Source organism: Thalassospira sp. CH_XMU1458, from assembly GCF_037027205.1.
Taxonomy (GTDB): Bacteria; Pseudomonadota; Alphaproteobacteria; order Rhodospirillales; family Thalassospiraceae; genus Thalassospira; species Thalassospira tepidiphila.
Genome location: NZ_JAYMDW010000003.1, coordinates 752,250 through 776,569, shown reverse-complemented (window position 1 = coordinate 776,569; position 24,320 = coordinate 752,250). Strand labels below are relative to the sequence as shown.

The following is a 24,320-nucleotide window of genomic DNA, read 5'->3' as shown; positions in this document are numbered from 1 at the left end:
GCGTATCATGAGGAGATAAAAAATGTCCCTGATTGATCACGCGCTCAATCGATCGCGCACCGTCATTCTGGTTTTGATCCTGCTGCTTCTGGCTGGCTCGGTTGGCTATAACGCCATCCCCAAGGAAGCCGACCCGGATGTTCAGATCCCGGTTCTGTATGTCACCATGCATCATGACGGCGTATCGCCGGAAGATGCCGAACGCCTTCTTTTGCGCCCGATGGAGCAGGAATTGCGATCCATCGAAGGTGTCAAGGAAATGAGCTCCCAGTCCTATCAGGACGGGGCATCGGTGACGCTTGAATTTTACTCCGACGTCGACATCGACGAAGCCCTTGCCGATGTGCGCGAACGCGTTGACATTGCCAAATCCGAACTGCCCGAAGACACCGACGACCCCGAAGTCCACGAGGTCAACCTGTCGCTGTTCCCGGTTCTGGTGGTAACCCTTTCGGGTGATGTGCCCGAACGTGCGCTTCTGCGCATGGCGCGCGATCTGAAAGATGCCATCGAAGGCCTGCCTGCGGTGCTTGAAGCCAAACTTGCCGGTGATCGCGAAGAACTGGTCGAATTCATCATCGACCCGATGAAGATCGAGGCCTATCGCCTGAATGGTATCGACATCGTCAGTCTTGTGCGCAATTCCAATGCGCTGGTGGCGGCCGGTGCGATCGATACCGGTACGGGGCGCTTTAACATCAAGGTACCCGGCCTGTTTGAAAGCATAAATGACATTCTTGATATGCCGCTGATCGTTGATGGCGATTCCGTCATTCGGTTCCGCGACATCGGCGACGTGCGCCGGACATTCAAGGATGCCAAAAGCTTTGCGCGTCTTAACGGCGAACCGGCCATCGCGATTGAAGTATCCAAACGTGTCGGCGAAAACATCATCGAAGTCATTGATGCGATCAAGGCGGTCACCGCCGAGGCACAGGAAGCATTCCCGCCGAACCTGACAATCAGCTATTCACAGGACAAGTCATCTGACATCCGCACCATGCTGACCGACCTTCAGAACAGCGTGATCCTTGCGATCCTGCTGGTGATGGTGGTCGTCATCTGGGCGCTGGGCTGGCGGTCGGGTCTTCTGGTCGGGCTTGCCATTCCGGGCTCGTTCCTGACCGCGATCCTGATCCTTTGGGCGCTGGGCATGACGGTCAATATCGTTGTTCTGTTCAGTCTGATCCTGGCCGTCGGGATGCTGGTCGATGGTGCGATTGTTGTGACTGAGTATGCCGACCGCAAGATGATCGACGGCCTGCATCGCAGCAAGGCCTATCCGCTGGCGGCAAAACGCATGGCGCTTCCGATTATTGCGTCAACCGCAACCACCCTTGCAGCCTTCCTGCCGCTGGCCTTCTGGCCCGATATCGTCGGCGAGTTCATGAAATTCCTGCCGATTACGGTTCTGTTCACGCTGACCGCTTCGCTTGCCATGGCGCTGATCTTTGTGCCGACCGTGGGCGCGTGGTTTGGTAAACCGGGCAGCGAAAGCAACGAAAGCCTTGAGGCCATCGCAGCCGATCATGGCGATGACATCCACAAGGTCAAAGGCGGCACCGGGCTTTATGTCCGTATTCTCAGCGGATCGCTTCGCTTCTATTGGCTGGTGATCCCGGCGGCGTTCATCATTCTGATTTCGGTCTGGGTGGCGTTTGGCAAGCTTGGCAAGGGCGTTGAGTTCTTCCCGGCGGTTGAACCCGAAGTCGCCGTGGTTCAGGTCCGGGCACGCGGCAACCTGTCCTATTACGAACAGGATGCCCTGCTTAAAGAGGTCGAGGACCGCATCCTTGCCCTTGATGCCCGTCACGAAGGCGAACACTGGTTTGATACGGTCTATGCCCGTTCCGGCGATGGTGCCGGTGGCAACGAGGCATCCGAGGACGTGATCGGCACGGTTCAGCTTGAATATGCCGATTGGCAAATGCGCCCGCCCGCAAGCGAGATTGAAAAACGTATCCTTGCCGATACCGCCGACCTTGCCGGTATTCACGTCGAAGTCCGCGCCGAAGAAGCCGGTCCGCCGCAGGGCAAGGACATCCAGATCCAGCTTCGCTCATACTATCCTGAACTTCTTGATGAAACGGCGACCATTCTGGTCAACGGTCTTCAGGAAATGGGCGGGATGTACAATTTCGAAGACGGCAAATCACCCCCGGGCATTGACTGGGAATACACAGTCGACCGCGCCCAGGCTTTGAAATTTGGTGCTGATATCAACCAGATTGGCAATGTCGTCAAACTGGTGACCAACGGCATCAACTTCACGACCTATCGTCCCGATGACTCAACCGAGGAAATCGATATTGTCGGGCGTTACCCGGCCAAGTATCGCTCTCTTGACGAGCTTGAGAACTTGCAGATCGTGACCGATAAGGGTCTGGTGCCGATGTCGAATTTCATCACCCGCACCCCCAAACCCAAAACCGGCACGCTAACCCGTGTTGACAGCCGCCGTGCCCTGACCGTCAAGGCCGACGTGCAGGAAGGCGTTCTGGTCGACACCAAGCTTGGCGAGGTCAAGGCATGGATGCAGACCCTTGATATCGATCCGCGTATATCGGTCGAATTCAAGGGGCAGGATGAAGAACAGCAGAAATCGGCAGACTTCCTGATGAACGCCTTTACGGTGGCCCTTTTCATCATGTTCATCATTCTGGTCACCCAGTTCAACAGCATCTCGAGCTCGCTTCTGATCATGATCGCCATCATCATGTCGACGGCGGGCGTGTTCCTTGGTCTGATGATCACCGGGCAGGCTTTTTCGATCGTCATGAACGGCATCGGTGTTGTCGCCCTGGCCGGGATTGTTGTGAACAACAACATCGTTTTGATCGATACCTTTGACCGGCTCAAACACACCGCCAGCAGCATCGAGGCTGCCATCCTGCAAACCGGTGCGCAGCGTCTGCGTCCGGTGATGCTGACCACGGTCACAACCATTCTTGGTCTGGTGCCGATGGTCATGCAGATCAATATCGACTTCACGTCTCGTGAGGTCACGGTCGGGGCACCGTCCACCCAGTGGTGGGTACAGCTTTCGACCTCGATCGCGTTTGGTTTGGCCTTTGCAACGGCTTTGACCCTGATCTTTACGCCTTGTGCGTTGATGATGCGCCACAAGATTGCCAACCGTCTGCGCAAGACGTCGATTGGCAATCGACTGAAATCGCTTGTCTCCTCGCGGTTTGGACGTAACAGGACAAAGCCATCAGGCCCGACTGCATAATCGATCCCTTTAACCCAATAGCCGCGCGACTTTTCCCCCGACCCCGCCGTGCGGTTATACCGGCCCCCTCCCCGGGGGCCGGTTACTTTTTCTTCAATCGGCGTGATCAAAACCGTGTGGTTTAATTGCGATGTAAACTTTTGCATTCAAACATCTTAATCATTTAATTTTTTGACCCCTTCTACGTCTGCGAAGGCCGGAATACACACTTTCCTAATGTTTCCGGGCGTATTTTTAGAATGGTTATCGAGAACTGTTTTCCGGCGGAAACAAAGGATCTGTATGGTATGGGCTGTTTGGCATAAAGCGCGATCACAGGTATTTGGACTTGTCTGCGCGCTAGGCGCGTTTGCGCACCATGGGGCGGCGGCGGAAAATGCCGTGTCCGACCAATCCCTGATCTGGGCGGTGCCTTCCTTTGCGCCGGCATTCATCAAAGATTACGGCGAACTCAGCGGCTATGCCGCCGATACCCAGAACTGGTTCGCAGCCAGGCTTTCACAGTATCAGCACCGCATTATGCATGTGCCCCTGGCCCGGCTTCTGGCGGAAATGAAAAGTGGCGATGGTGAATTGCGCTGCTCGACCACACTGATCCCGACGCCGGAACGGCGTACCTATATTACGTTTGCCAAAACCATTCTGCTGCATTTGCCGATCTCGATCGTTATCCGCGCCGAGGATGAGGCCCGTTTTGCGCCCTATCTCAACGAAGAAGGCCACATCAGGATCGAGGATCTTCTTAAAGACGAGGAACTTGCAACCGCGGTTCGAATTGGGCGCGCTTACGGGACGCTGGTTGACGGACAGTTGAACCGGTATCGCAATACAGACCGCATCATGGAGGTCGCAGAAGACACCAAGTTCGTCCGGATGCTTGATCTCAAACGGATTGACTGGACACTCTATTTCCCGTCCGAGGCGGAATTTTACCGTCGGTCCCAGACGCCCGACCTTTTGATAAAGGCCCTGCCGATTGCCGGAAACACTACCTTGCTTGAGGCCACTATTGGCTGTGCAAAAACACCAGCTGGCAAAAAGGCCATTGAAGCCATCAATGCCATTGTCGATGCACATCCGACCATGCCCTGGACCGACTATTATGCCGACTGGCTTGGCGCGAGTGACCGGGAATGGTTCTATGCCGCACGCGATCAATATATCCATGCAGAGCATTTCGAAACCCGTCTGGAATACCGCCCGTCATCGGCGCAATAACAAAAAAGCCGGCAAAAATGCCGACTTTTGTTTTGATCTGATGATCAGTTCTGATGGACGCGGTTCAGTCCCTCGTCGGGATCATCATCGGGTTCGCCATCATCATCTTCCTCGTCCGCTTTATCCTGTTCTTGCTGGTTCTCGACGCCCATACGGCGATAGGAACGATAGGACAGCGGGAAGGTAATGAAATAGATCCCGGCAATCACCGAAAGTGTCAGCCACGGCGAGGACACCAGAAACGCCACAGACGCCCCGAAGGCCAACATCAATGGCAGCACCCAGGCACGCGGCACCTTGACCTTCTTGAAGCTGAATGTCGGCAAACGCGACACCATCAGACCGGCGATAATCACGCCATAGGGTGCAACGATATACGGGCTGTCAAAGATGCCTTCGCCAAACTGGAAGGTCAGGACAATCGGCCACATCGCAAGGGCGGCCGCCGCCGGGGCCGGAACCCCGGTAAAGAACCGATAGGCCCATGTCGGCAATTCCGGTTCGCCCAGCATCTGGGTATTGAAGCGCGCCAGACGCAGCATCATGCAAACGGCAAACAGCAGCGACAACGCCCAGCCAATGCCGCCAAATTCATGCAGCGACCAGAAATACAGCATCATCGCCGGTGCGACGCCAAAGCAGACAAAGTCCGACAGGCTGTCGAGTTCACCGCCAAAGCGGCTGGAGGCATTGAGCATCCGGGCCAGACGGCCATCAAGACCGTCAATGATCCCGGCAATCAGAATGGCGGCAACGGCGGCCTCCCAGCGATCCTGCATCGCAAAGCGGATCGAAGTCAGACCGGCACACATGCCCATTATCGTTGCCACATTGGGCACCAGCCGTGTCAGCGACAGCGCCTTGAAGCGACGGGGACGACGAATGGGATCGATGCCGCCTGCCATTAGCGGATCTCCCCGACCGCGGCTTCCTTGCCCTTGGCCGATACATCGGCAAGAACAGTTTCACCGGCAATCGTGGTTTGACCGACAATCACGTTGGGTGACACACCTTCGGGCAGGTAAACATCCACGCGCGAGCCAAAGCGGATCAGACCGAAACGTTCACCCGACTTAAGCTGCGAACCGGTGCCGACATCACACAGGATGCGACGTGCAACGAGACCGGCAATCTGGACAACACCAAACTCGCGGCCTTCCTTATCACGGACCAGCAGGATCTGGCGTTCGTTGTTTTCCGATGCCTTGTCGAGTTCGGCATTAACGAACTTGCCGGGCACATAGGCCTCGCCAACGATCTCGCCATTGACCGGGCAGCGGTTCACATGAACGTTGAACACATTCATGAAGATCGAAACACGCGTGCGCGGGGTTTTGTCGTCAAGTTCTAGTTCCTTGGGCAGCGGCGCTTGCGAAATCATGCAAACACGGCCATCTGCCGGGGAAATCACCAGATTTTCATCGGTCGGGGTAATGCGATCCGGGTCGCGGAAGAAGTACGCGCACCAAAGTGTCAGGATCACCCCGATCCAGCCCAGCGGTTCCGCAATCAGGAACAAGCCCACAGTGATCGCCGCAAAGATCGCAACGAATTTCCAGCCTTCGGGATTGATCGGCACAAGAACGGATTTCAAAGTCTTTATTCCCTGGTTGCCATGGTTGGGCGTATCAATTTGGTACGCATGGTACCGTGCGGGCGCTTTCCTACCATCTAGTGATGACAATGGGCAACGCAACCCGCGTTCAACTGTTTTGCCCCAAACTTAAAAGGGGCAAAACACACTTACCATGTGCTTTGCCCCTCGCAAAGAAAAGTGATGCTTATTGCTGATTTTCTTCGTTCGGCAGTGCGAAAATCTGCCCCGGATAAATCAGATCAGGATCGCGGATCTGGTTGCGGTTCTGATGATAGATCACCCAGTATTTCAGGCCTTCGCCATAAGTACTGCGCGCAATCCGCCACAGGCTGTTGCCCGGCTGAACGACATAGCGTGAACCCGGCTCAAGAATTTGGTCTGGCCGTGCACGTTCGAACGGAATTTCAACGCGTGCGGTCACCTTGCCGGAACTGTCAAGCTGATCAGCGCGCAACGTGTAATTACCGGGCTCAATAGGCTGTCCGATGGTCAGTGCCCAGTTGCCGTTCTCATCGGCTGGCGCGGTGCCTACATGGTTGTTATCAAGGTAAACCCGAACTGTGTGATTAAGGTCGGCCTTGCCCGACATTGCAACGCGGCCCTCGGTATCGTAGTCGACAACATCAATCGACAGGCGCGGAAGCGTCGCGTCTTGCGTATCAGAACCTTCTTCCTGTTTTGCTGCGGCTTCGGGTGCCGGTCCCTGCATTACGGTAACCGCACCGTCACCATCAGATGGCACCTTAAGCGCGATCACAGGCTGCTTTTCGCTTGCCGGTTCGCTGTCGGTGGCCCCGGCGGTTCCTGTGGTCTCGCCGGTTTCACCGCTTTGCTCACTGGTGGCTGCCGGTGCCTTTTCCTCTGGGATCAGGACAACAACCTTGTCGTCTGCCTTGGAAACATTCCCGGTGGCGTCTTCGGCTTCAAGCGACAATTCCCGATCACCACTGGCCAACGGTTTGTTTGGCAGAACGACCCATTCACCGCGTTCGTCGGCCGTGGCTTCGCCAATCACTTCCTCACCCTCGCGGATGCGAACCGTGCTGTTGGGTTCGGCGCGGCCGGCGATGACGGCATTTCCGTCCGGGCCGATGCGCACGACATCAAAGCTTGGATTGGTGATCGCAGGCGCGTCAGTGGCCGGTTCAGACGCCGGTTCGTTTGGCGTCGTCTCGGTGGTAACCGCAGGCGCCTGTGTTACTGCCGGTGCGGTTTCTTCATCCGCACTCTTGGTCAGCATGTAATTCAGCGCAATCGCTGCAATGATCAGTACAACGCCGACAATGACGAGGATATAGGGTCGCTTCACCGGAAATATCCTTGAACGATGTTTATGTTTATAACTCTTATGCTCAAGACACTGAAATTGCTTGCCATATTCCCCTCAAACAACCCGTGCGAGCACGTTAATTAGAAACTTGTACTACTTTGTACGTGCAGTTTCCATAACGTAACCTACAAACGATACATCGCAACCGTTAGGCAAAGATGAAGAGAGCAAGACCGCTCAAAGCAAACACCCTTGAGCTCAAAGGCTTCTGGCCGCCATCTCCGCCCCGACATAGGCCACAAGGGCGGCCATGATCAGCGGCAAGGCCAGAACACCGACCCGGATCATCATACCCAAAAGTGCGGCCTGTGCCGGGTTATCGGTGGGCAGATGCGCCGCCAGCCTGACTGAGGCCTGACGTGCTGAAACCACCAGAAGCAACACCGCAAAGGCAAGGCAGGATGCGGGCACCATGATCATCGCACTTGCCGCACCTGACATCAGCGCACCAACAACGCCAAGCCACACCGCCACCCGGTATTGCGGGGCCGCCTTTTCAGAAATCAGCGCGACAAGCAATGCCACCGTCAAGGCCGCCTGAAACACAACATGATCGGCAAGACCAAACAGGTGAACGATGATCCCCTGCCCCAGCGCCAGGGTCATTAAAACCGCAATCGGGCCTGGTTTCGCGATTGTTTCCACGTCGCTTTTGGCATCCGTCGTCGACTTGCCGGATTTTGATTTGGTGCTTTTGGCTTTTCTGCCCTTGGCGGGTTTTGCCCCGTCATCGTCGTCCTCTGTGAAATCCGGGCGGGTCACCCACAGGAAACAGCCGCCGACAATCAGAAACGCCAGCCATGCAAAAATCTGGATCGCGCCGGGATGGTATGACAGCCCCCGGATTGGTGCGGCCAACACCAACCAACCGCCCAAAAGCAGGGTCAGCCCGGCAACGCCCAGCGATATGCGTTCCGACAGTCGCGAAATATCCATGATCGCGCCACAGACACCGCCAAGCACCAACATCAAAAGCGCTGCGCCCACGCCACCACGTGCGGTTTCAGGCAGTCCGATGGCCGCGGGCACAGCCACGGCAACCGCCGGAATGATCGCGCCCAGAACAAGGCGACGCGCGATGGAACGTTCCAACCCCAGCCACAAGGCCAGCATCAGAACGGCGGCGATAATGCCCGATATCACAATGGCGAGAATGAATGGACTATCGACAAACACGTTGGGCGGTCCTGCCTTCTTCTTATGAATATGCTTAACGCAGTTTCCTGCTGTGAGAATTACCCATCCCACAATCAGGTTCAGAACTTGTTAACCCTGCGACAAAAAGCGCGCGATTTGCGGCCTTCGACGGCTTGTCCGTCAATGCCATAGCCAATTGGCAAGATTACGGCCAAAGGCGAACAAATCAGGGCACGATCGATAAAATTCAGATGCTGCTATGCGGAAATTACTGCCACAGATGCGATCGGATCGGTTAAGGTCCCTTTCCGTACGGGGTTTCGTTCAGAAATGCGCGGCCCCGCTACCTGCGAAACAAGAAACACAAGGCAGGTCGCCATGACAAAAGTAAAATCAATCTGTGTCTTTTGCGGTGCTTCGGATGGCAAGAATCCGCAACACATGGAAAATGCCATCGCCTTTGGCAAAATGATGGCCGAACGCGGCATCACGCTGATTTATGGCGGCGGCCGGATCGGCCTGATGGGGGCCGTGGCAGATGGCGTTATGCAAAATGGCGGATCGGTTGTCGGCATCATCCCCGCCCATCTTGACGATATCGAAGTCGGCCATACCGGCCTTTCCGAACTGATCGTTTGCAAATCCATGCATGAACGCAAGGTCGAGATGTTCCGTCGCTCGGACGCGTTTGTCACCCTTGCGGGCGGGCTTGGCAGCCTCGATGAGGCGTTCGAAGCCATGACACTTCGCCAGCTTGGCATTCATGACAAGCCGATGGTGTTCCTCAATGCGCTTGGTTATTGGGACAAGTGCTTTGACATGATTGACGCCATCATCGACGAAGGCTTTGCCCGCCCCAGCCACAAGAACCTCTATACCGTGGCCAACACGCTCGATGAAATCTTTGAACAGCTTGCCGCCGAACCGGCCCCGCGCTTTGACCCGCGCGAAAAGCTGTTCTGATCTCGGCAAAATAGCCTGACCAAAGCCCGGCCAGCCTCACCTGACCGGGCTTTTTTTTGTGGTAACCACGCCACTGGAAGAACCGATACTTCAGCTCGAATGAAGATTAACGGGAAAGCTCGCAGGTTGGTTTATCGGCAATCTTCGCCATGCGCTGATCAAATTCATCGGCCAGATCGGCCAATGTGACAGAGGCAAATTTTTCGATCAGCAGTTTTTCAGCAGCCTCGAACGCACTGCCAAGTGCCGAATTAACCGCCTGTTCAACAAGGCATTCCGGATGATCGACGGCAACTCCAACGGCAAAGAAAGCGGGATTGCCAATGGCGCGATGTATATCGAGCATTGTGATTTCCGATAAGGGCCTGGTCAAAACCCAGCCACCACCGTGACCTTTTTCCGAATGCACATACCCATCATCGCGAAGCCCCGCCATGGTTCGTCGCACCACCACCGGATTTGTCCCAAGCATCTGCGCGATTTGATCAGACGTCGCAGCACCGTCTATCCGGTCCATATGAATAAGAACATGCAGCATGCGCGAAAGTCGGCTGTCACGGCGCATTGCGAACTCCTGATGCAGGTTTGATTTCCAGCAATTCGTAGCACTTGGCACATCTCGCAACAACAAAAGTTTCGAATTCCTTTGACTCGCTTATATCACGATACTTATAAAGTTACATGAAACACATCCCTATGTTTGACGAGGAAATGCAATGTCACCAAATGTCCCTTCTGCTGCCCAATCAACCACGGCAGGCAAGAAACAATATGACGTCGCCGTTATCGGGGCCGGGTTCGCCGGGCTTTCGGCAGCGATGCAGCTTGCGCGCGCCCGGTGCGATATATGTGTGATTGATGCCGGAGAGCCCCGTAACCGTTTTGCAACCACCGCCCACGGAGTTCTGGGTCATGACGGCAAAACCCCGGCCGAAATTCGCACTACCGCCATTGATCAGCTTTGTCGCTATGAAACTGTTGATTTTCGTCGCGGGCTGGTCACCGACGCCATGGCCTGCACGCTTCGCGATGCATCCGATCCGCTGTTTGGACTGAAACTGGCAGATGGCATCACCCTTGAAGCCCGGCGTATCATTCTGGCCACCGGCGTACGCGATAGCCTGCCCGATATTCCCGGCCTTGCCGAACGCTGGGGCAAAACGGTTTTGCATTGCCCATATTGCCATGGCTATGAAGTGCGCGATAGCCAGATCGGTGTCATCGCGACCATGCCAGCATCAAGCCATCAAGCAATGATGCTGCCCGACTGGGGTCCGACCACCTATTTCAGCCAGTCTGAACATATGCCCGATGACGACATGGTACTGGCCATGCGTGATCGTGGCATCACAATCGAACATTCGCCGATTGTCGAACTGCTGGGCAAGGCACCGGTCATTGATGGTGTTCGGTTGGCGGACGGGCGCACTTTGCATATTCAAACCATTTTCGCCGGTCCGACCGTTTCCATGCCAAACCCGGTTGCCGAGATGCTGGGATGCCGATTTGATGAAGGACCACAGGGTCCGTTCATTGCTGTTGATCCCAGTCAGGAAACCAGTGTGCCGGGGGTATTTGCCGCCGGTGATGCCGCAACTGCACGTCACAATGCAACCTTGGCGTCGGCCACCGGTGTCATGGCCGGGTTTGGCGCGCACCAATCGCTAGTGTTTCGATAAGATCGTAAACTAGGGACAAACTTTAAACATATCCGAACAGGCACCGCCACGCATACCGCGCGGCGGTGCTTTTGTTACACGCCCGTGCAAAATGGATGATCCGGGGACGGTGTTCATTTGATCATCGCCCTAAAACCCCATAATTTCCGCGCGGTTCGTAACCGTCTGAATATTCATATGAATGTCACGCTTCTGAAATCTTAGTGACAACGAAGCCGCGTATGATCGCTTCAATGTTCAAAACAACAAATTGAACGATCAAATGAATATTTCTACGCGACAGCGCGACATCATCGACATCCTGCGCCGTGACAGCTTTGTCTCGATTGACAAGCTGGCCGAACATTTTGACGTTACCCCGCAAACCGTGCGGCGCGACGTCAATATGCTCAGCGACGCCAATCTGGTGCGCCGTCGCCATGGCGGGGTTGAATATGCTGGTGAACCGGGCATGAACCTGTCCTATGACAGTCGTCAGGTCACCAATATCGCCGCCAAGCATGCCATATCGCTGCATGTCGCAAGTCTGATCCCTGACGGGGCCTCGATCCTGATCGGGATCGGCAGCACGCTTGAACTGGTTGCGCTTAATCTGGTCGATCATCGCCATCTGACCGTGATTACCAACAACATGAATGCCGCCATGGCGTTGGGCAACAATACCAGCAACAGGATTGTCATTCCGGGTGGCACGCTGCGCCTGCCCGATCGCGACGTCATCAGTCCCGAAGCGGAGGCCATGTTTAACAAATACAAGGTCGATTACGGCCTGTTTGGCGTCGGCGGTGTTGAGCCGGACGGGACGCTTACCGATTTCGACCATCGCGAAGTATCGCTTCGTCAGGCGATTGCCGCCAATTGCCGCAATTCCATCCTTGTTGCCGATCAATCCAAATTCGGCCGCCCGGCCCCGGCCAAGGGCGGCCATCTGACCGACCCCGACCTGATCGTCGTTGATGGTGTGCCCGGCGGCGTTTTCGATCCGTTGTTTGACCGTCAGGACGTTCGCGCGCGTCTGCAAATTGCCAAAAGCGAAAGTTACGAATGACCAACCAGCCCCCTTTTATTCGCATCCATTCTGTGTCGCGCGTGTTTAACGGCGGCAATGGCGTGCATGACCTGTCACTCGACATTCCGCGCGGAAGCTTTGTCGTTCTGCTGGGGCCATCGGGCTGTGGCAAGTCGACAACCCTGCGTCTGATTGCAGGGCTTGAAACCGCCGATCAGGGAACCATTGCGATTGATGGCAAGGACGTCACAAGTGCGCCGCCCTCCAAGCGCGGCCTGTCGATGGTGTTTCAATCCTATGCCCTGTTCCCGCACTTAAGCGTTGCCGAAAACATCATCTTTGGCCTCAAGGTGCGCAAAGCCAAAAAGGACGAGATCAGGACCCGTCTTGAGGATGCCCTGCGTGTCACCGGCCTTGAGGGATATGAAGACCGCAAACCCGCTCAGCTTTCCGGTGGGCAGCGCCAGCGCGTGGCACTGGCGCGCGCCATTGTTGCCGGTCATCCGCTGTGTCTGATGGATGAACCGCTTTCAAACCTTGATGCCAAGCTGCGCCATGCCGTGCGCAAGGATATCCGCGACCTGCAACAGCGCCTCGGCATCACGGTTGTCTATGTCACCCATGATCAGACCGAAGCCATGAGCATGGCTGACATCGTCATTCTGATGAAGGATGGCCGGATCGAGCAGGTTGGTGACCCCGCCGACTTGTACCTGAAACCCGCCACCGCCTTTGCCGCCGGATTTGTCGGAAGCCCGCCGATGACGCTGATCCCGGCCAGTGCCCTGCCAACCTCAGTCATCCCGGATGGCCTTGATGCCAATAACCTGACATTTGGCATCCGCCCCGAAGATCTGATCCTGTCGACCGGGCAGAACGATCATCCATGGGGCATTCCAGCGACCGTGACCGGCAGCGAGTTTTTGGGGGCCGAGACATTTGTATTTGTCGCGATCCCGGGAACGGATGGGGCCACCGCCCGCCTGCCCGGTCGCGTTGAAATTTCGCCCGGGACAGAAGTCTCGCTCAGTTGGGCTGGCGCTGCGGCCCACTGGTTTGATGGCGAACACGGTCATCGTCTGACACCGACGGTACCGGGCACACCAGCGCAAGATACCAAGATCACCTCTCAACCTGACACTGCAACTTCGACACTTTAACAGGGAACTTTTGTTCATGCGTAACATCGTAACCAGTGCCGCTATTGCGGCCGGACTGATGGCAACGGCGGCGAGCCCGGCCTTTGCTGCGACCGAGTTGACCATGTATTATCCCGTCGCTGTTGGCGGCCCGCTGACCAGCGTGATTGACGGCATGATAGAAGGCTTTGAAGCCGAAAACCCGGATGTCAAAGTCAACGCCATCTATGCCGGCAACTATGACGACACCCGCCTGCGCGCGGTTTCGGCAATCAAAAGCGGCGATCCGGCACAGCTTTCCGTGATGTTTTCAATCGACGTTTACGACCTGATCGAACAGGACCTGATTGTTCCGTTTGATGATGTCGTCAAAACCGCCGAAGACAAGGAATGGCTGAAGTCATTCTATCCGGCACTGATGGCCAATGGCGAAGTCGATGGCAAAACCTGGGGCATCCCGTTCCAGCGTTCGACCATTGTCATGTACTACAACAAGGACATGTTCCGCGAAGCCGGTCTTGATCCGGAAATGCCGCCTAAGACTTGGGAAGAACTGGTAACGACCGGCAAGGCACTTTCGAAAGACGGCAAATGGGGCCTGATGGTTCCGTCGACCGGTTATCCGTACTGGATGTTCCAGTGCTTTGCCATCCAGAATGGCAAGGAACTGATGAGTGCTGATGGCACCGAGACCTATTTCAACGATCCGGCTGTTGTCGAGGCGCTTGAATTCTGGCGCGGCCTTGCAACCGAAGAAAAAATCATGCCGGAAGGCACGATTGAATGGGGCACACTCCGTCAGGCCTTCGTTCAGGGCCAGACGGCCATGATGTGGCATTCGACCGGCAACCTGTCGGCGGTCAAGCGCGAAGCACAGTTTGATTTCGGCGTTGCCATGCTGCCGAAACACAAACAGCCGGGTTCGCCCACGGGTGGCGGCAACTTCTATCTGTTCAAGGACTCAACTGATGAGCAGAAAGAAGCATCTCTGGCGCTGATCAAATACATGACCGCACCAGAACGTGCGGCAGAATGGTCGATTGCGACCGGTTATGTCGGTGTTACCCCGGATGCCTACGAAACCGACGCGCTTAAGGCCTATGTTGCGGACTTCCCGCCGGCACTGGTCGCGCGTGATCAGCTTGAAGTTTCAGTTGCCGAGTTTTCCACCTATGACACCGCGCGTGTCCGCGAAGGTCTGAACAACGCCATTCAGGCGGCCCTGACCGGTGAAAAGACCCCGGAAGAAGCCCTTGGCGATGCCCAGTCCGAAGCAGAACGTCTTCTGAGGGCCTTCCACTAAGAGCGCCCGATCTGCACGCCGAAGCGGGATATTCCCCGCTTCGGCACCTTATTCTTTGATGACTTTGATTAATCCGTTTTGATCGCAGGACGTGCCGACCATGAATGAAATGGCCCGACTTCAAAAACGCAGGCTGGCGCTTTATGGCTGGATGCTGGCCGCACCGGCATTGGCGCTGATGAGCCTGTTTGCCTTTTACCCGGCCATTGCGACCTTCTGGCACAGCCTGTTTAGTCGGGGCACATCGCGCCGCCCGTCTGTTTTTGCCGGGTTTGAAAACTATAGTGATCTGTTTGCCGACCCGACCTTCTGGACGGTTGCAACCAACAACCTGATTTATGCCGGGGTGACGATCCCGGTTTCGATCATCTTTGCGCTGATCATGGCGCTTTGGGCCAATGCCCATATCCCGGCGCGCTCGTTTGTCCGCAGCGCCTATTTCACGCCGACCATTTTGCCGATGATTGCCGCGGCCAATTTGTGGCTGTTTTTCTATACCCCCGATCTTGGGGTGATTGACCAGATCACCGGTTTCTTTGGCGCATCGCCAACCAACTGGCTGGGCCAGCCGGAAACCGCACTGGCATCCGTCATCATCGTGACGATCTGGAAAGAAGCCGGGTTCTTCATGATCTTTTACCTTGCCGCCCTTCAGACTATCCCGCCGGATCTGCGCGAAGCCGCCCGGATTGAAGGCGCTGGCCGCTGGACCTACACACGCCGTGTGTTGCTGCCACTTTTGATGCCGACCACGATCTTTGTGTTCGTCAATGCGATGATCAACTCGGTCAAACTGATCGACCATCTGTTCATCCTGACCAAGGGCGGGCCCAACAATGCGTCCAAGCTGATCCTGTACTGGATCTGGGAAATGGCATTTGCCTATTTCGACAGCCCGCATGCGGCCGCCATGACCATTCTTGTCTTGCTGGCCCTTGGCCTTGTTGCCGTCGCGCAGTTCCGACTGGTTGAAAAACGGACCCACTACCGATGAAAACAGATACCGTTACCGCCAACACCACACTCAAACTGCCTGATCTCGACAAGGTCCTTGATACGCTTGGCGCATGGGTTCTCGCAATCGTCTGGATTTCACCGCTGCTGTTTGCCGCCTGGGCGGCGTTACAGCCATCCGGCACCGCCCTTGGTCTGGATTTCTCCAATCCGCTGACGTTCGAGAACTTTGTCTATGTCTGGGGTGCTGTGCCGTGGGGTGGGTATTTTACCAATACCGTGATCCTCGTAACCCTGATCCTTGCGGGCCAACTGGTGCTGTGCACATTGGCCGGGTTCGCCTTTGCCCGCTTTGAATTCAAGGGCCGCGATACGGTCTTTATCCTGGTCCTTTTGCAGCTTTTCATTCTGCCGGAAGTGCTGATTGTCGAAAACTACGCCATCGTGTCCAAGCTTGGCCTGTTTGATACAGCACTTGGCATCGGCCTGCCTTACATGGCCAGTGCATTCGGTATTTTCCTGTTAAGGCAAGCATTCAAATCCGTACCGATTGAGCTTGAAGAAGCCGCCCGGATCGAAGGATGCAGTTGGATGGGCGTTCTGTGGAAGGTCTATGTGCCGGCGGCCAAACCGGTTTATCTGGCCTACGCGCTGGTATCGATTGCGACGCACTGGAACAACTTCCTGTGGCCGTTGATCGTCACCAACTCGCCAGAAACACGGCCGCTGACGGTGGGCTTATCATTGTTTGGCGCACCGGAAACCGGGGTGGATATCTCGGTGATCAGTGCGGCAACCATCATGACGATTGCGCCGCTTTTAATGGCGTTTCTGATTTTCCAGCGGCAATTCATTCAGGCGTTCCTGCGCGCTGGAATTCGATAGTGTATGGTCCACTCGTCTTAGGCGTCAGCCGACGGGTGGACATCTTCCCAGACCAGATCACCGGTGTACCGACGCGATAGCTTGCCAGCCCCTTCAAATGCCATCAAATGAAGCCAGCCGTTATCAAACAGGGCGCGCACGGTTGGATGCCTTTCCAACACATCAGAAATCGCAGATGTCGGTGCATCAATGCACACGGTTAACCGCACCGGTTCGTGCCCAGCCCCGTCATCGCCAGATACCGATTGCATCGGCAACCCGGTGCGTAATTGCCCACCATTGCCTTCATAAACGCCAATCCCGCCAACAACGTTATGCAGCAGTTTGTTGCCCGAACCATAAAGCTCTGTCGCAACGCTTGATGCGTAATATTGCAGGCTGATCCAGCTTGCCACGACGACCGGTGCCGTCAGGATCAGTTCAAGAACCGCATAATCGTTCTTCTGATCGGCATGGTGATCATAATCATGCAGGAAGCTTTCACTCGAAAGACTGGTCTGCGCACTATAACTACGCGGAGCGGCGATAAAGTATTTACAACCCGCAAGCCCCCATTCCGGGCGGGTTTCCGCCCAGTTCGCAGCCCGTGCCATAACATCGCGTTCGGACTTGGCCCCGGGCAATCGAGCCGTCCGCTCGGCACGTGCAATCATCCCGGCCTTGCCAATAACATCCAAAAGCCGATCAAGCGCCGCGCGATCCATCGGGCGATCAATATCGCCATCATAAAGGGTCACACTGTCGGTTGTGGTATCATGCAAACCGGCAACGAAAACCGTCGCATCGGGAATGCCAATACCGCGATCTACCAGACCATCGCGCACCGCCTGATCATTGAGCAGATCTGCCAAAAGACGTGCATTCACATCCCCGGCATGCCCACCGCACGCCCCGCAATGAAGCGCACTTTTATGCGGGTTATTGGTGACATTCGCGCCATGACCGGCCAACAAAACCGTTTGTGCAAAACCATGGGTCAGCGACATCGCACGCAGGACCTTTTCGGCAATATCGCATTTCGCCCCATCATCAAGTGCAGTTTGAAACACCGGCTTTGGCGATTTTTCTGCTTTGCCTTTGTCCCCAGTCAGCCCCATCGTGCTTTTCGCCAGTTCCCAGATATAAGTTGGCCCAATCGCATCGACATAGGCAAAGGATGTCAGTGCGGCTGTCTTGACCTGATGCCACGGGCGGACGGCCTTATGAACAAGCTCGTTAACAAGGCCGCTTGTTTCGGCGTGATCATGGGTGCAGCTTTGCAATCCCGGTGACAGCAGGACCGGCAGGCGGCTTTCGCTAAGCGCTGAGTTGGCTGGACCATGGGCGACCGGCAAACCAAAGAACCCGGCAAAACCAAGGGTCACGATATCGTCTGATACACTTTCAAGCGCCCGACGAAACACCTCGGAACGGACATCAATGCAAAATGCGGCTTGGATTGATGGAGCCAGATCCTTGCGGTCATTCGCATCCACTGCCCCAAGCTGCTTGGTCAGGTTGCCCTGCAGGGACCGTTCATAGGCGTCTTGCGCAATTTCACGCGCAATATCAAATTCGGATGCACTGATCGGCATTGCATGGTCTGACAAGGCACTCAGCCAATGGACTTCGATTTGGGACTGCAACGCCTGATAAAGGGCGAAATCCCATGACAACCGCACTGCCAAAAGATCAATGATCGTATCATCAGAGCGGCCATCAAGCTCGGCGATCCAGCGCAAATAACGCCCATGCTGCGCCCAGCCATTGATCGATAGCAATGCCTGATGCAATTGGCCATCAAGACCAAGGTTATGCGGATTAAGCACTGCAACCATTTCATCGATTGCCGCCACCGCATCACTTGGCAGATCGCGAACAGTCGCCCGAAAATCGGCCAATCCCAGCAATTGCGCCGTGCGATCATGTTGCGCCCAGAATTGCCAGGACTTCCAAGCGGTTTGTGCCTGAGAAGCCCCCTGCCAAAGTGCGCCGCCACGATCAAAATAGGCCGCAGCCCATCGACCAATGCAATCCTCGATAATCGTTGGCCAGTCGGTGCCCGTTGCCGTCATGGCAATATCGGCAAGGGTTGGCACCTTGCAGGCTGATGCCCGCTCTGCGCGCAGCGCGTCTTCAAGTTCGGCAACACCAACAGGCTTGACGCAATATGGCGCGGCATCCAATGCCTCGCTCAGGGCGTGTTTGGCAATTGCGCCTGACTTGATTTTGCCAAGATACCAGTCACCCGGCTGCAAGGTGTCCGTCCCGATCAGCCTTTGATGCTGGGCTGCGACCTCTGCCAGACGTTTACTGGCCTGTCCGACAAATGGATTAACTGCAACCGTACTTTCAAGCGGCCAAGCCGGGGCGATGTTTTCAATCGCGCGCCCAATCGCATCATCAATCAAGGATGGCACCGCGCCGTCATCTTCAAACGCGATATTGGTCACGGTAACATTCATGATTTTTCTCCACTTAAACTGGCCGGTGTTGCCGGAATGCGCCAGGTGCCAAACACCCGGTCCGTGATCGCATTAAGGTAAAATCCATTGCAAAGATGAACGTAAAATCGCGCCAACCGAGGCGACGGCGCCTGCCCGAACAAAACATGGTTTTGCATCAGACCAAGCAACGCAAAGCTTACGATGACAAGGATGCTCATCGCCCACATGACGATGGGGCTGCCCTGCCAGTCGGGGAACGCATCAAGCCCTGCGTGATGGGCCAATGTGTGAAAACCGAAATAGGTCACGCAGATAATCACGGATGTCAGCGCGCCAATCAGCCAACTTTGCGAAATAGCCCCTTCCTTGCGGACCGAACAGACAAGGTGGAAACTTGCAAAAATCACCACCACGCTGATCGCCATCACCGCGGGCGCACCCCCGTCGCCAAACAGCGCACCGATCCCAACCGAGATTGCGATGGCCAAAACCAGGCTTCCGATAACCGATGCCGTGCCCATGGATTTTTGCGGGCCAAGCTTGCGCAAGGTGTGAAGTTTCTCAATCGTGCTGCCTGACGACAGAAACGCATATGCCTTGTAAAGCGAATGGGCCACGATATGCAGTAAAGCCAAGGCAAACAGACCAAGTCCGCATTGCAGGATCATGAAGCCCATCTGCGAAATGGTCGACCACGCAAGCCTGGTCTTGACAGCCGGTTGGGTAATCATCACCGCGCTGCCAAACAGGGCCGTCACCAAACCGACCATGGCAATGCCAACCATAACATTGGGGGCCACAACCACAAGATCCGATAACCGGATCAACAAAAACCCACCGGCATTGACAATGCCCGCATGCAACAGGGCGGAAACCGGTGTCGGGGTTTCCATCACCTCGACAATCCAGGTATGGGTCGGAAACTGCGCAGATTTCATCATCGCGGCAATCCCGATCAGGCCGACAATCCACGCAACCGAACCATCAAAGCCAATAGCCCGCACAGCTTGGCTGATTTCGGAAATATCGAACGTCCCGAACTGAAGATACGTCAGAAAAATCGCACTGATCAGGGCAGCATCCCCCAACCGCGCAATGACGAATTTCTTGCGCTGGGCCCGCTTGGCGGCCTTGCGGTCGGCATAAAACAGCAACAACCGATGCAGAAGAAAACTGGTGGTCACCCAGAAGATCGCCAGCTGGATCAGGTTGGCCGACTGGACAAAGGCTGTGACACTTGCCAGTGACAAACCAAGATACCCGACAAATTTTCCCTGACCGTCTTCGGCACGAAGATAGCTGATGGAATACGTCAAAATGACCCATGCCAGAAACGCCACAAGGCAGAGCATGGTGACGCTGACAATATCGATCATCAGTTCAAACCGGATCGGACCCACTATCGGCACCACCGCACGCATGTCACCGCCAGTTATCAGAACGACTGCCGTGGCAACCGCACTTGCCAGCCCCGCAAGGGATAGCCCCTTGATCAGGCGTTCATGACCGCGCGACAGGCGTTGGGTACTGCTAAACCCCGTCAAACCGGCCGCCAGCAGGCAGGCAATGGTCAGAACTGGCAAAAAAGATGCGAAAACCAATGGTTATCTCCAATCCGCTCGATTTCCGCAGACAATAGGGTCAAAGCCATGGTAAATTAAAATATATAGATTCTATTGTTTTGTTCTGTTTATGTGAACGATATGGCCGAGCTGAATTATCATCACCTGCGTTATTTCCATGTTGTTGCCCATGAAGGCCACCTGACCCGGGCGGCGGAAAAGCTGCATGTTTCGCAATCGGCGCTTTCCAGTCAGATCAAACAGCTGGAAGAACGTTTGGGGCAGCAATTATTTGAACGCCGTGGACGGTCCCTGATCCTGACCGAGGCCGGCCGCATCGCGCTTGATCATGCGGACGCAATTTTTTCTGCCGGGCGTGAATTGATCAACACGCTGAAACAATCGGGCGTCGCACGCCGGGCTTTGCGGATTGGGGCGATTTCGACATTGTCGCGTAACTTTCAGCTGTCCTTTCTGGCCCCGGTTCTGGGCAACACCGACATTGAACTGATTTTGCGGTCCGGCAGTTCGGCCGAACTTTTGAACGCCCTGACCGCGCATCAACTCGATGTCGTGCTGACCAACCAACCGCCAGATTCCGATGCCCTGTCAGGATTTGTTGTCAAAACGATTGATACCCAGCCGGTCGGCTTGATCGGCACACCAAAGTTATGTACCGCCAATGACAAGCTTGAAGACCTTTTGCGCACTGTGCCGCTGATCTTGCCATCCTCATCGAGCGGCATGCGCATGGGATTTGACGCATTGTGTGACCGTCTTGATATTGTGCCGCAAATCGCCGCCGAGATTGACGATATGGCAATGATGCGCCTTTTGGCCCGTGAAGGGGCCGGACTGGCCGTTATTCCGCCGATCGTTGTCAAAGACGAAATTGCCCGTGGTGAGTTGATTGAGGCACAGGTTCTGCCCGACATTGTCGAGACATTCTATGCCGTAACGATGCGTCGACGCTTTCCCAACCCGGCCCTGGCGATGGTGTGTTAAGCCGTCAACACGCAAACAGCATTTCACCAGGTCGCTTCAAGAACCTCAAACAAGGCCGATATCATCGGCAGTTCCTTGCGCCGTTCGGTTGTGATCAGGCTCAGGCAGGCCGGAATGGAAACGGTGTTGCACACGGCGAGGCCGAAGGTCTGCTTTTCATGCAGCGCGATGGAATCACGGCACAAGCTTAACCCCACACCGGATCGGACCATTTCGAGCATCGAGGCTTCCTGATCAACGCGCGCGACGCAATTTTGCGTGCAATCATACTGATCAAAAATCCGCCTCAGCAACCGGGAATGAACCGATGCGTCCGTCGTGCCGATCCAAGGAAGCTTTGCCAGTGTCGTCCAGTCGGCGTTTGCGACCGCGTTTTCCCAACCGACCGGGGCGATCACCCGATAATTAAAATCGGCAAGCTTAATCGCGTGGATTTCTTCGGTCGAGATGGCGGCAATATCACCATCGACATCCGGCCCGCTCAGGTAAAACCCGGCATCGATCTGATTGCGGCAGACCCGTGTCAGCATCTCGCCACTAACGCCATGGACCAGTTCCGTTTCGATATCGGGGTAATCAATGCGCATCTGGCTTAGCATCCGGCCAAGACGGATGAATTCCGGATCAACGATGGTTCCGATCCGAAGCTTCCCCCCCACACGCCCGGCACGCTTGCGCGCACTACGACGAAACTCGTCCATCGCATCCAGGACAAGCTCAGCCTTTTTGAGCATCGCCTGCCCGTCGGGCGTGATTTGCAGGCCGGTCGAGGTCCGCTTGAAAAGCGAAATGCCGGTTTCCTCACCAAGACGCTTGATCTGGTGACTGATCGCCGGTTGCGTCAGGTTAAGCACCGATGCGGCACGCGAAACGCTTCCCTCGCGCGCGACGGTGACAAAAGCCAGCAACATGTTGATGTTCGAAAAACGAGTCATATAAATAACACTAATATTGCTATTCGGATTTTGTCATTAGATTTATTCGACGCTTGCCCGCTTAATACACATTCGGTGTTCGCACCAAATGAAGACCGCTTGCAGATCAAAAGAACAAGCGGCCGTCGGAATTGCCTTTGCAGGCCTTTGGTTGCGCGGCCCTTTAGGTCGACGACCAAACCGATAGAAACCAACAGGGAAGGCGCGTCACAACGATGACAACCACAGAAAACTTCGACTATGTGATCATCGGAGCCGGTTCTGCCGGTAGTCTGCTTGCCAATCGGCTGAGTGCTGATGCCAAGAACAAGGTGCTGCTGCTTGAGGCTGGCAAGGCAGATAACTATGCATGGATACACATCCCGGTTGGCTATCTTTATTGTATTGGCAATCCGCGCACCGACTGGATGTATCAGACCGAACCGGACAAGGGCCTGAACGGCCGCGTCTTGCGCTATCCGCGCGGCAAGGCGTTGGGTGGGTGTTCGTCGATCAACGGCATGATCTATATGCGCGGTCAGGCCCGTGACTATGACAACTGGGCCAGGATCACCGGCGAAGAAGCCTGGGATTGGCAGCATTCCCTCGCCGATTTCAAGCGCCATGAAGATCATTACAAGCTTGATAATGGCAACACGCCCGACACACAAAGTGGCAAACCGTTCTCCGAGATGCATGGTCATGGCGGCGAATGGCGCATTGAAAAACAACGGCTTCGCTGGGACATTCTTGACAGCTTCATCGAGGCTGCCGGTCAAACCGGGATCGAGCCAACCGATGATTTCAACGATGGTGATAATACCGGCATCGGATACTTTGAAGTCAACCAACGGTCCGGCTGGCGCTGGAACACGTCAAAGGCCTTTATCCGCCCGATCAAGTCGCGCCAGAACCTGACAGTCTGGACCGAGGCACAGGTCGAAAAACTGACCTTTGCGACCAATAAAGATGTCCAAACGGTGTGCACCGGGGCAATCGTCAACAAGGCGGGTACCTCAATTGGCGTCACTGCCAGCAAGGAAGTCGTGCTGTCTGCCGGGGCTGTGAACACGCCGCAAATCCTGCAACTGTCTGGCATTGGTCCGGCAGCACTCCTTAAGCAGCATGGGATCGACGTCGTGCTTGATGCGCCCGGCGTCGGACAGAACCTGCAAGACCATTTGCAAATTCGGGCGATCTATAAGGTGCATGGGGCGCGCACGCTCAACACCCTTGCCAACAGCCTGATCGGCAAGGCGCAAATCGGCCTGCAATATTTGCTCAGCCGTTCCGGCCCGATGAGCATGGCCCCCAGCCAATTGGGCGCCTTCACAAGATCCGATCCATCGCGGCAATATTCAAATCTTGAATATCACGTCCAGCCGCTGAGCCTTGAGGCCTTTGGCGGTGATCTTCATGACTTTCCCGCGGTTACGGTGTCGGTCTGTAATCTGAACCCGACCAGCCGCGGCAGTATTCAGATCAAGTCTGCTGATTTTCGCGACGCGCCGCAAATTGCGCCCAATTACCTTGACACCGATGAAGACCGCAAAGTCGCCGCCGAGAGTTTGCGACAGGTCCGCGACATCATGTCGCAACCGGCCATGGCAAAGTACCAGCCCGACGAATTCAAACCGGGCGTGCAATATCAAAGCGATGAAGAGCTCGCCAAGCTGGCCGGCGATATCGCCACGACCATTTTCCACCCGGTCGGCACCGTCAAGATGGGCCGCAAGGATGACACATCGGCCGTTCTTGACCCGCATTTGCGCCTTAAGGGCGTTGCGGGCCTGCGCGTTGTCGATGCGTCCGTGATGCCCGAAATCACCAGCGGCAACACCAATTCGCCGACCCTGATGATTGCCGAAAAGGCCGCTGGATGGATCCTGTCTGACCAATAAGTGCGATCTGCGCGCGGCCTTTCCAAACAACTGAGAACCACACTTTTGTTTTCATGAAATAAATTC

The 24,320-nt window shown here is 55.6% G+C and carries 19 protein-coding genes; 11 read left to right on the top strand and 8 right to left on the bottom strand.

Features of this window, described 5'->3' with window-relative positions; translation table 11 throughout:
• Nucleotides 1-22 precede the first annotated feature (22 nt).
• On the top strand, nucleotides 23-3,232 hold the full coding sequence (locus WBY09_RS17570) for an efflux RND transporter permease subunit (protein ID WP_064781737.1): 3,210 nt from the start codon (nucleotides 23-25) through the stop codon (nucleotides 3,230-3,232).
• Nucleotides 3,233-3,613: 381 nt separating this feature from the next.
• Entirely contained in the window at nucleotides 3,614-4,450 is an 837-nt protein-coding gene (locus WBY09_RS17565; RefSeq protein WP_336233427.1) for a transporter substrate-binding domain-containing protein, read from the top strand.
• 44 nt (nucleotides 4,451-4,494) lie between these two features.
• Here the strand turns inward: WBY09_RS17565 and pssA are convergent, their stop codons facing one another.
• The 4 genes from pssA to WBY09_RS17545 all read right to left on the bottom strand — a co-directional run bounded on the left by pssA (nucleotide 4,495) and on the right by WBY09_RS17545 (nucleotide 8,553).
• A complete protein-coding gene (pssA, locus tag WBY09_RS17560) occupies nucleotides 4,495-5,355 on the bottom strand; it encodes a CDP-diacylglycerol--serine O-phosphatidyltransferase (RefSeq protein WP_064788528.1) in 861 nt (286 codons plus the stop codon).
• Nucleotides 5,355-6,083: a phosphatidylserine decarboxylase gene (locus WBY09_RS17555; RefSeq protein WP_336233564.1), complete on the bottom strand. Its 729-nt coding sequence runs from the start codon at nucleotides 6,081-6,083 to the stop codon at nucleotides 5,355-5,357. Before WBY09_RS17555 ends, pssA begins: the two co-directional genes overlap by 1 nt.
• Nucleotides 6,084-6,231: 148 nt before the next feature.
• Nucleotides 6,232-7,356, bottom strand: coding sequence for an Ig-like domain-containing protein (locus WBY09_RS17550; RefSeq protein ID WP_336233426.1), 1,125 nt, complete (start codon nucleotides 7,354-7,356; stop codon nucleotides 6,232-6,234).
• 219 nt (nucleotides 7,357-7,575) lie between these two features.
• Entirely contained in the window at nucleotides 7,576-8,553 is a 978-nt protein-coding gene (locus WBY09_RS17545; protein WP_336233425.1) for a hypothetical protein, read from the bottom strand.
• A gap of 339 nt (nucleotides 8,554-8,892) precedes the next feature.
• On the opposite strand from WBY09_RS17545, the gene WBY09_RS17540 reads away from it, so the two are divergent.
• Nucleotides 8,893-9,477, top strand: coding sequence for a TIGR00730 family Rossman fold protein (locus WBY09_RS17540; RefSeq protein ID WP_008890311.1), 585 nt, complete (start codon nucleotides 8,893-8,895; stop codon nucleotides 9,475-9,477).
• 106 nt (nucleotides 9,478-9,583) lie between these two features.
• Here WBY09_RS17540 and WBY09_RS17535 read toward each other — a convergent pair whose 3' ends face one another.
• The gene (locus tag WBY09_RS17535; RefSeq protein WP_008890312.1) at nucleotides 9,584-10,042 is read right to left on the bottom strand and encodes an Rrf2 family transcriptional regulator; all 459 of its coding nucleotides are present in this window, start codon (nucleotides 10,040-10,042) and stop codon (nucleotides 9,584-9,586) included.
• Nucleotides 10,043-10,193: 151 nt separating this feature from the next.
• Between WBY09_RS17535 and WBY09_RS17530 the strand changes: the two genes are divergently transcribed.
• The 6 genes from WBY09_RS17530 (at nucleotide 10,194) to WBY09_RS17505 (ending at nucleotide 16,446) form a co-directional block, all read left to right on the top strand.
• Complete coding sequence (locus tag WBY09_RS17530; RefSeq protein ID WP_336233424.1) at nucleotides 10,194-11,156, top strand: NAD(P)/FAD-dependent oxidoreductase; 963 nt, start codon at nucleotides 10,194-10,196, stop codon at nucleotides 11,154-11,156.
• 262 nt (nucleotides 11,157-11,418) lie between these two features.
• A complete protein-coding gene (locus WBY09_RS17525; protein WP_063087636.1) occupies nucleotides 11,419-12,204 on the top strand; it encodes a DeoR/GlpR family DNA-binding transcription regulator in 786 nt (261 codons plus the stop codon).
• Nucleotides 12,201-13,325 carry an ABC transporter ATP-binding protein gene (locus tag WBY09_RS17520; RefSeq protein ID WP_197146935.1) on the top strand — a complete coding sequence of 375 codons (1,125 nt, stop codon included), beginning with the start codon at nucleotides 12,201-12,203 and terminating at the stop codon, nucleotides 13,323-13,325. Before WBY09_RS17525 ends, WBY09_RS17520 begins: the two co-directional genes overlap by 4 nt.
• Nucleotides 13,326-13,341: 16 nt before the next feature.
• Nucleotides 13,342-14,607: an ABC transporter substrate-binding protein gene (locus tag WBY09_RS17515; protein ID WP_336233423.1), complete on the top strand. Its 1,266-nt coding sequence runs from the start codon at nucleotides 13,342-13,344 to the stop codon at nucleotides 14,605-14,607.
• Between the two features lie 100 nt (nucleotides 14,608-14,707).
• Nucleotides 14,708-15,601: a carbohydrate ABC transporter permease gene (locus WBY09_RS17510; protein WP_197146933.1), complete on the top strand. Its 894-nt coding sequence runs from the start codon at nucleotides 14,708-14,710 to the stop codon at nucleotides 15,599-15,601.
• Entirely contained in the window at nucleotides 15,598-16,446 is an 849-nt protein-coding gene (locus WBY09_RS17505) for a carbohydrate ABC transporter permease (protein WP_197146932.1), read from the top strand. Before WBY09_RS17510 ends, WBY09_RS17505 begins: the two co-directional genes overlap by 4 nt.
• Before the next feature lie 17 nt (nucleotides 16,447-16,463).
• Here the strand turns inward: WBY09_RS17505 and WBY09_RS17500 are convergent, their stop codons facing one another.
• Together WBY09_RS17500 and WBY09_RS17495 are read right to left on the bottom strand one after the other, a co-directional pair.
• Nucleotides 16,464-18,890: a YbcC family protein gene (locus WBY09_RS17500; protein ID WP_336233419.1), complete on the bottom strand. Its 2,427-nt coding sequence runs from the start codon at nucleotides 18,888-18,890 to the stop codon at nucleotides 16,464-16,466.
• The gene (locus tag WBY09_RS17495) at nucleotides 18,887-20,473 is read right to left on the bottom strand and encodes a proton-conducting transporter transmembrane domain-containing protein (protein WP_083997125.1); all 1,587 of its coding nucleotides are present in this window, start codon (nucleotides 20,471-20,473) and stop codon (nucleotides 18,887-18,889) included. Before WBY09_RS17495 ends, WBY09_RS17500 begins: the two co-directional genes overlap by 4 nt.
• A gap of 102 nt (nucleotides 20,474-20,575) precedes the next feature.
• On the opposite strand from WBY09_RS17495, the gene WBY09_RS17490 reads away from it, so the two are divergent.
• A complete protein-coding gene (locus tag WBY09_RS17490) occupies nucleotides 20,576-21,439 on the top strand; it encodes a LysR family transcriptional regulator (RefSeq protein ID WP_064781725.1) in 864 nt (287 codons plus the stop codon).
• Between the two features lie 23 nt (nucleotides 21,440-21,462).
• Here WBY09_RS17490 and WBY09_RS17485 read toward each other — a convergent pair whose 3' ends face one another.
• A complete protein-coding gene (locus tag WBY09_RS17485) occupies nucleotides 21,463-22,374 on the bottom strand; it encodes a LysR family transcriptional regulator (protein WP_336233416.1) in 912 nt (303 codons plus the stop codon).
• Between the two features lie 215 nt (nucleotides 22,375-22,589).
• Here WBY09_RS17485 and WBY09_RS17480 point away from each other — a divergent pair, with 215 nt between their 5' ends.
• On the top strand, nucleotides 22,590-24,254 hold the full coding sequence (locus WBY09_RS17480; protein WP_336233415.1) for a GMC family oxidoreductase: 1,665 nt from the start codon (nucleotides 22,590-22,592) through the stop codon (nucleotides 24,252-24,254).
• The last annotated feature ends 66 nt before the right edge of the window (nucleotides 24,255-24,320 follow it).

Bases quoted from the DNA above. Each gene is read 5' to 3' on its own strand.
- WBY09_RS17500 (WP_336233419.1), bottom strand. From the start codon at position 18,890: ATGAATGTTACCGTGACCAATATCGCGTTTGAAGATGACGGCGCGGTG.
- WBY09_RS17505 (WP_197146932.1), top strand. From the start codon at position 15,598: ATGAAAACAGATACCGTTACCGCCAACACCACACTCAAACTGCCTGAT.
- WBY09_RS17570 (WP_064781737.1), top strand. From the start codon at position 23: ATGTCCCTGATTGATCACGCGCTCAATCGATCGCGCACCGTCATTCTG.
- WBY09_RS17515 (WP_336233423.1), top strand. From the start codon at position 13,342: ATGCGTAACATCGTAACCAGTGCCGCTATTGCGGCCGGACTGATGGCA.
- WBY09_RS17530 (WP_336233424.1), top strand. From the start codon at position 10,194: ATGTCACCAAATGTCCCTTCTGCTGCCCAATCAACCACGGCAGGCAAG.
- WBY09_RS17535 (WP_008890312.1), bottom strand. From the start codon at position 10,042: ATGCGCCGTGACAGCCGACTTTCGCGCATGCTGCATGTTCTTATTCAT.
- WBY09_RS17480 (WP_336233415.1), top strand. From the start codon at position 22,590: ATGACAACCACAGAAAACTTCGACTATGTGATCATCGGAGCCGGTTCT.
- WBY09_RS17490 (WP_064781725.1), top strand. From the start codon at position 20,576: ATGGCCGAGCTGAATTATCATCACCTGCGTTATTTCCATGTTGTTGCC.
- WBY09_RS17510 (WP_197146933.1), top strand. From the start codon at position 14,708: ATGAATGAAATGGCCCGACTTCAAAAACGCAGGCTGGCGCTTTATGGC.
- WBY09_RS17520 (WP_197146935.1), top strand. From the start codon at position 12,201: ATGACCAACCAGCCCCCTTTTATTCGCATCCATTCTGTGTCGCGCGTG.
- WBY09_RS17485 (WP_336233416.1), bottom strand. From the start codon at position 22,374: ATGACTCGTTTTTCGAACATCAACATGTTGCTGGCTTTTGTCACCGTC.
- WBY09_RS17540 (WP_008890311.1), top strand. From the start codon at position 8,893: ATGACAAAAGTAAAATCAATCTGTGTCTTTTGCGGTGCTTCGGATGGC.
- WBY09_RS17525 (WP_063087636.1), top strand. From the start codon at position 11,419: ATGAATATTTCTACGCGACAGCGCGACATCATCGACATCCTGCGCCGT.
- pssA (WP_064788528.1), bottom strand. From the start codon at position 5,355: ATGGCAGGCGGCATCGATCCCATTCGTCGTCCCCGTCGCTTCAAGGCG.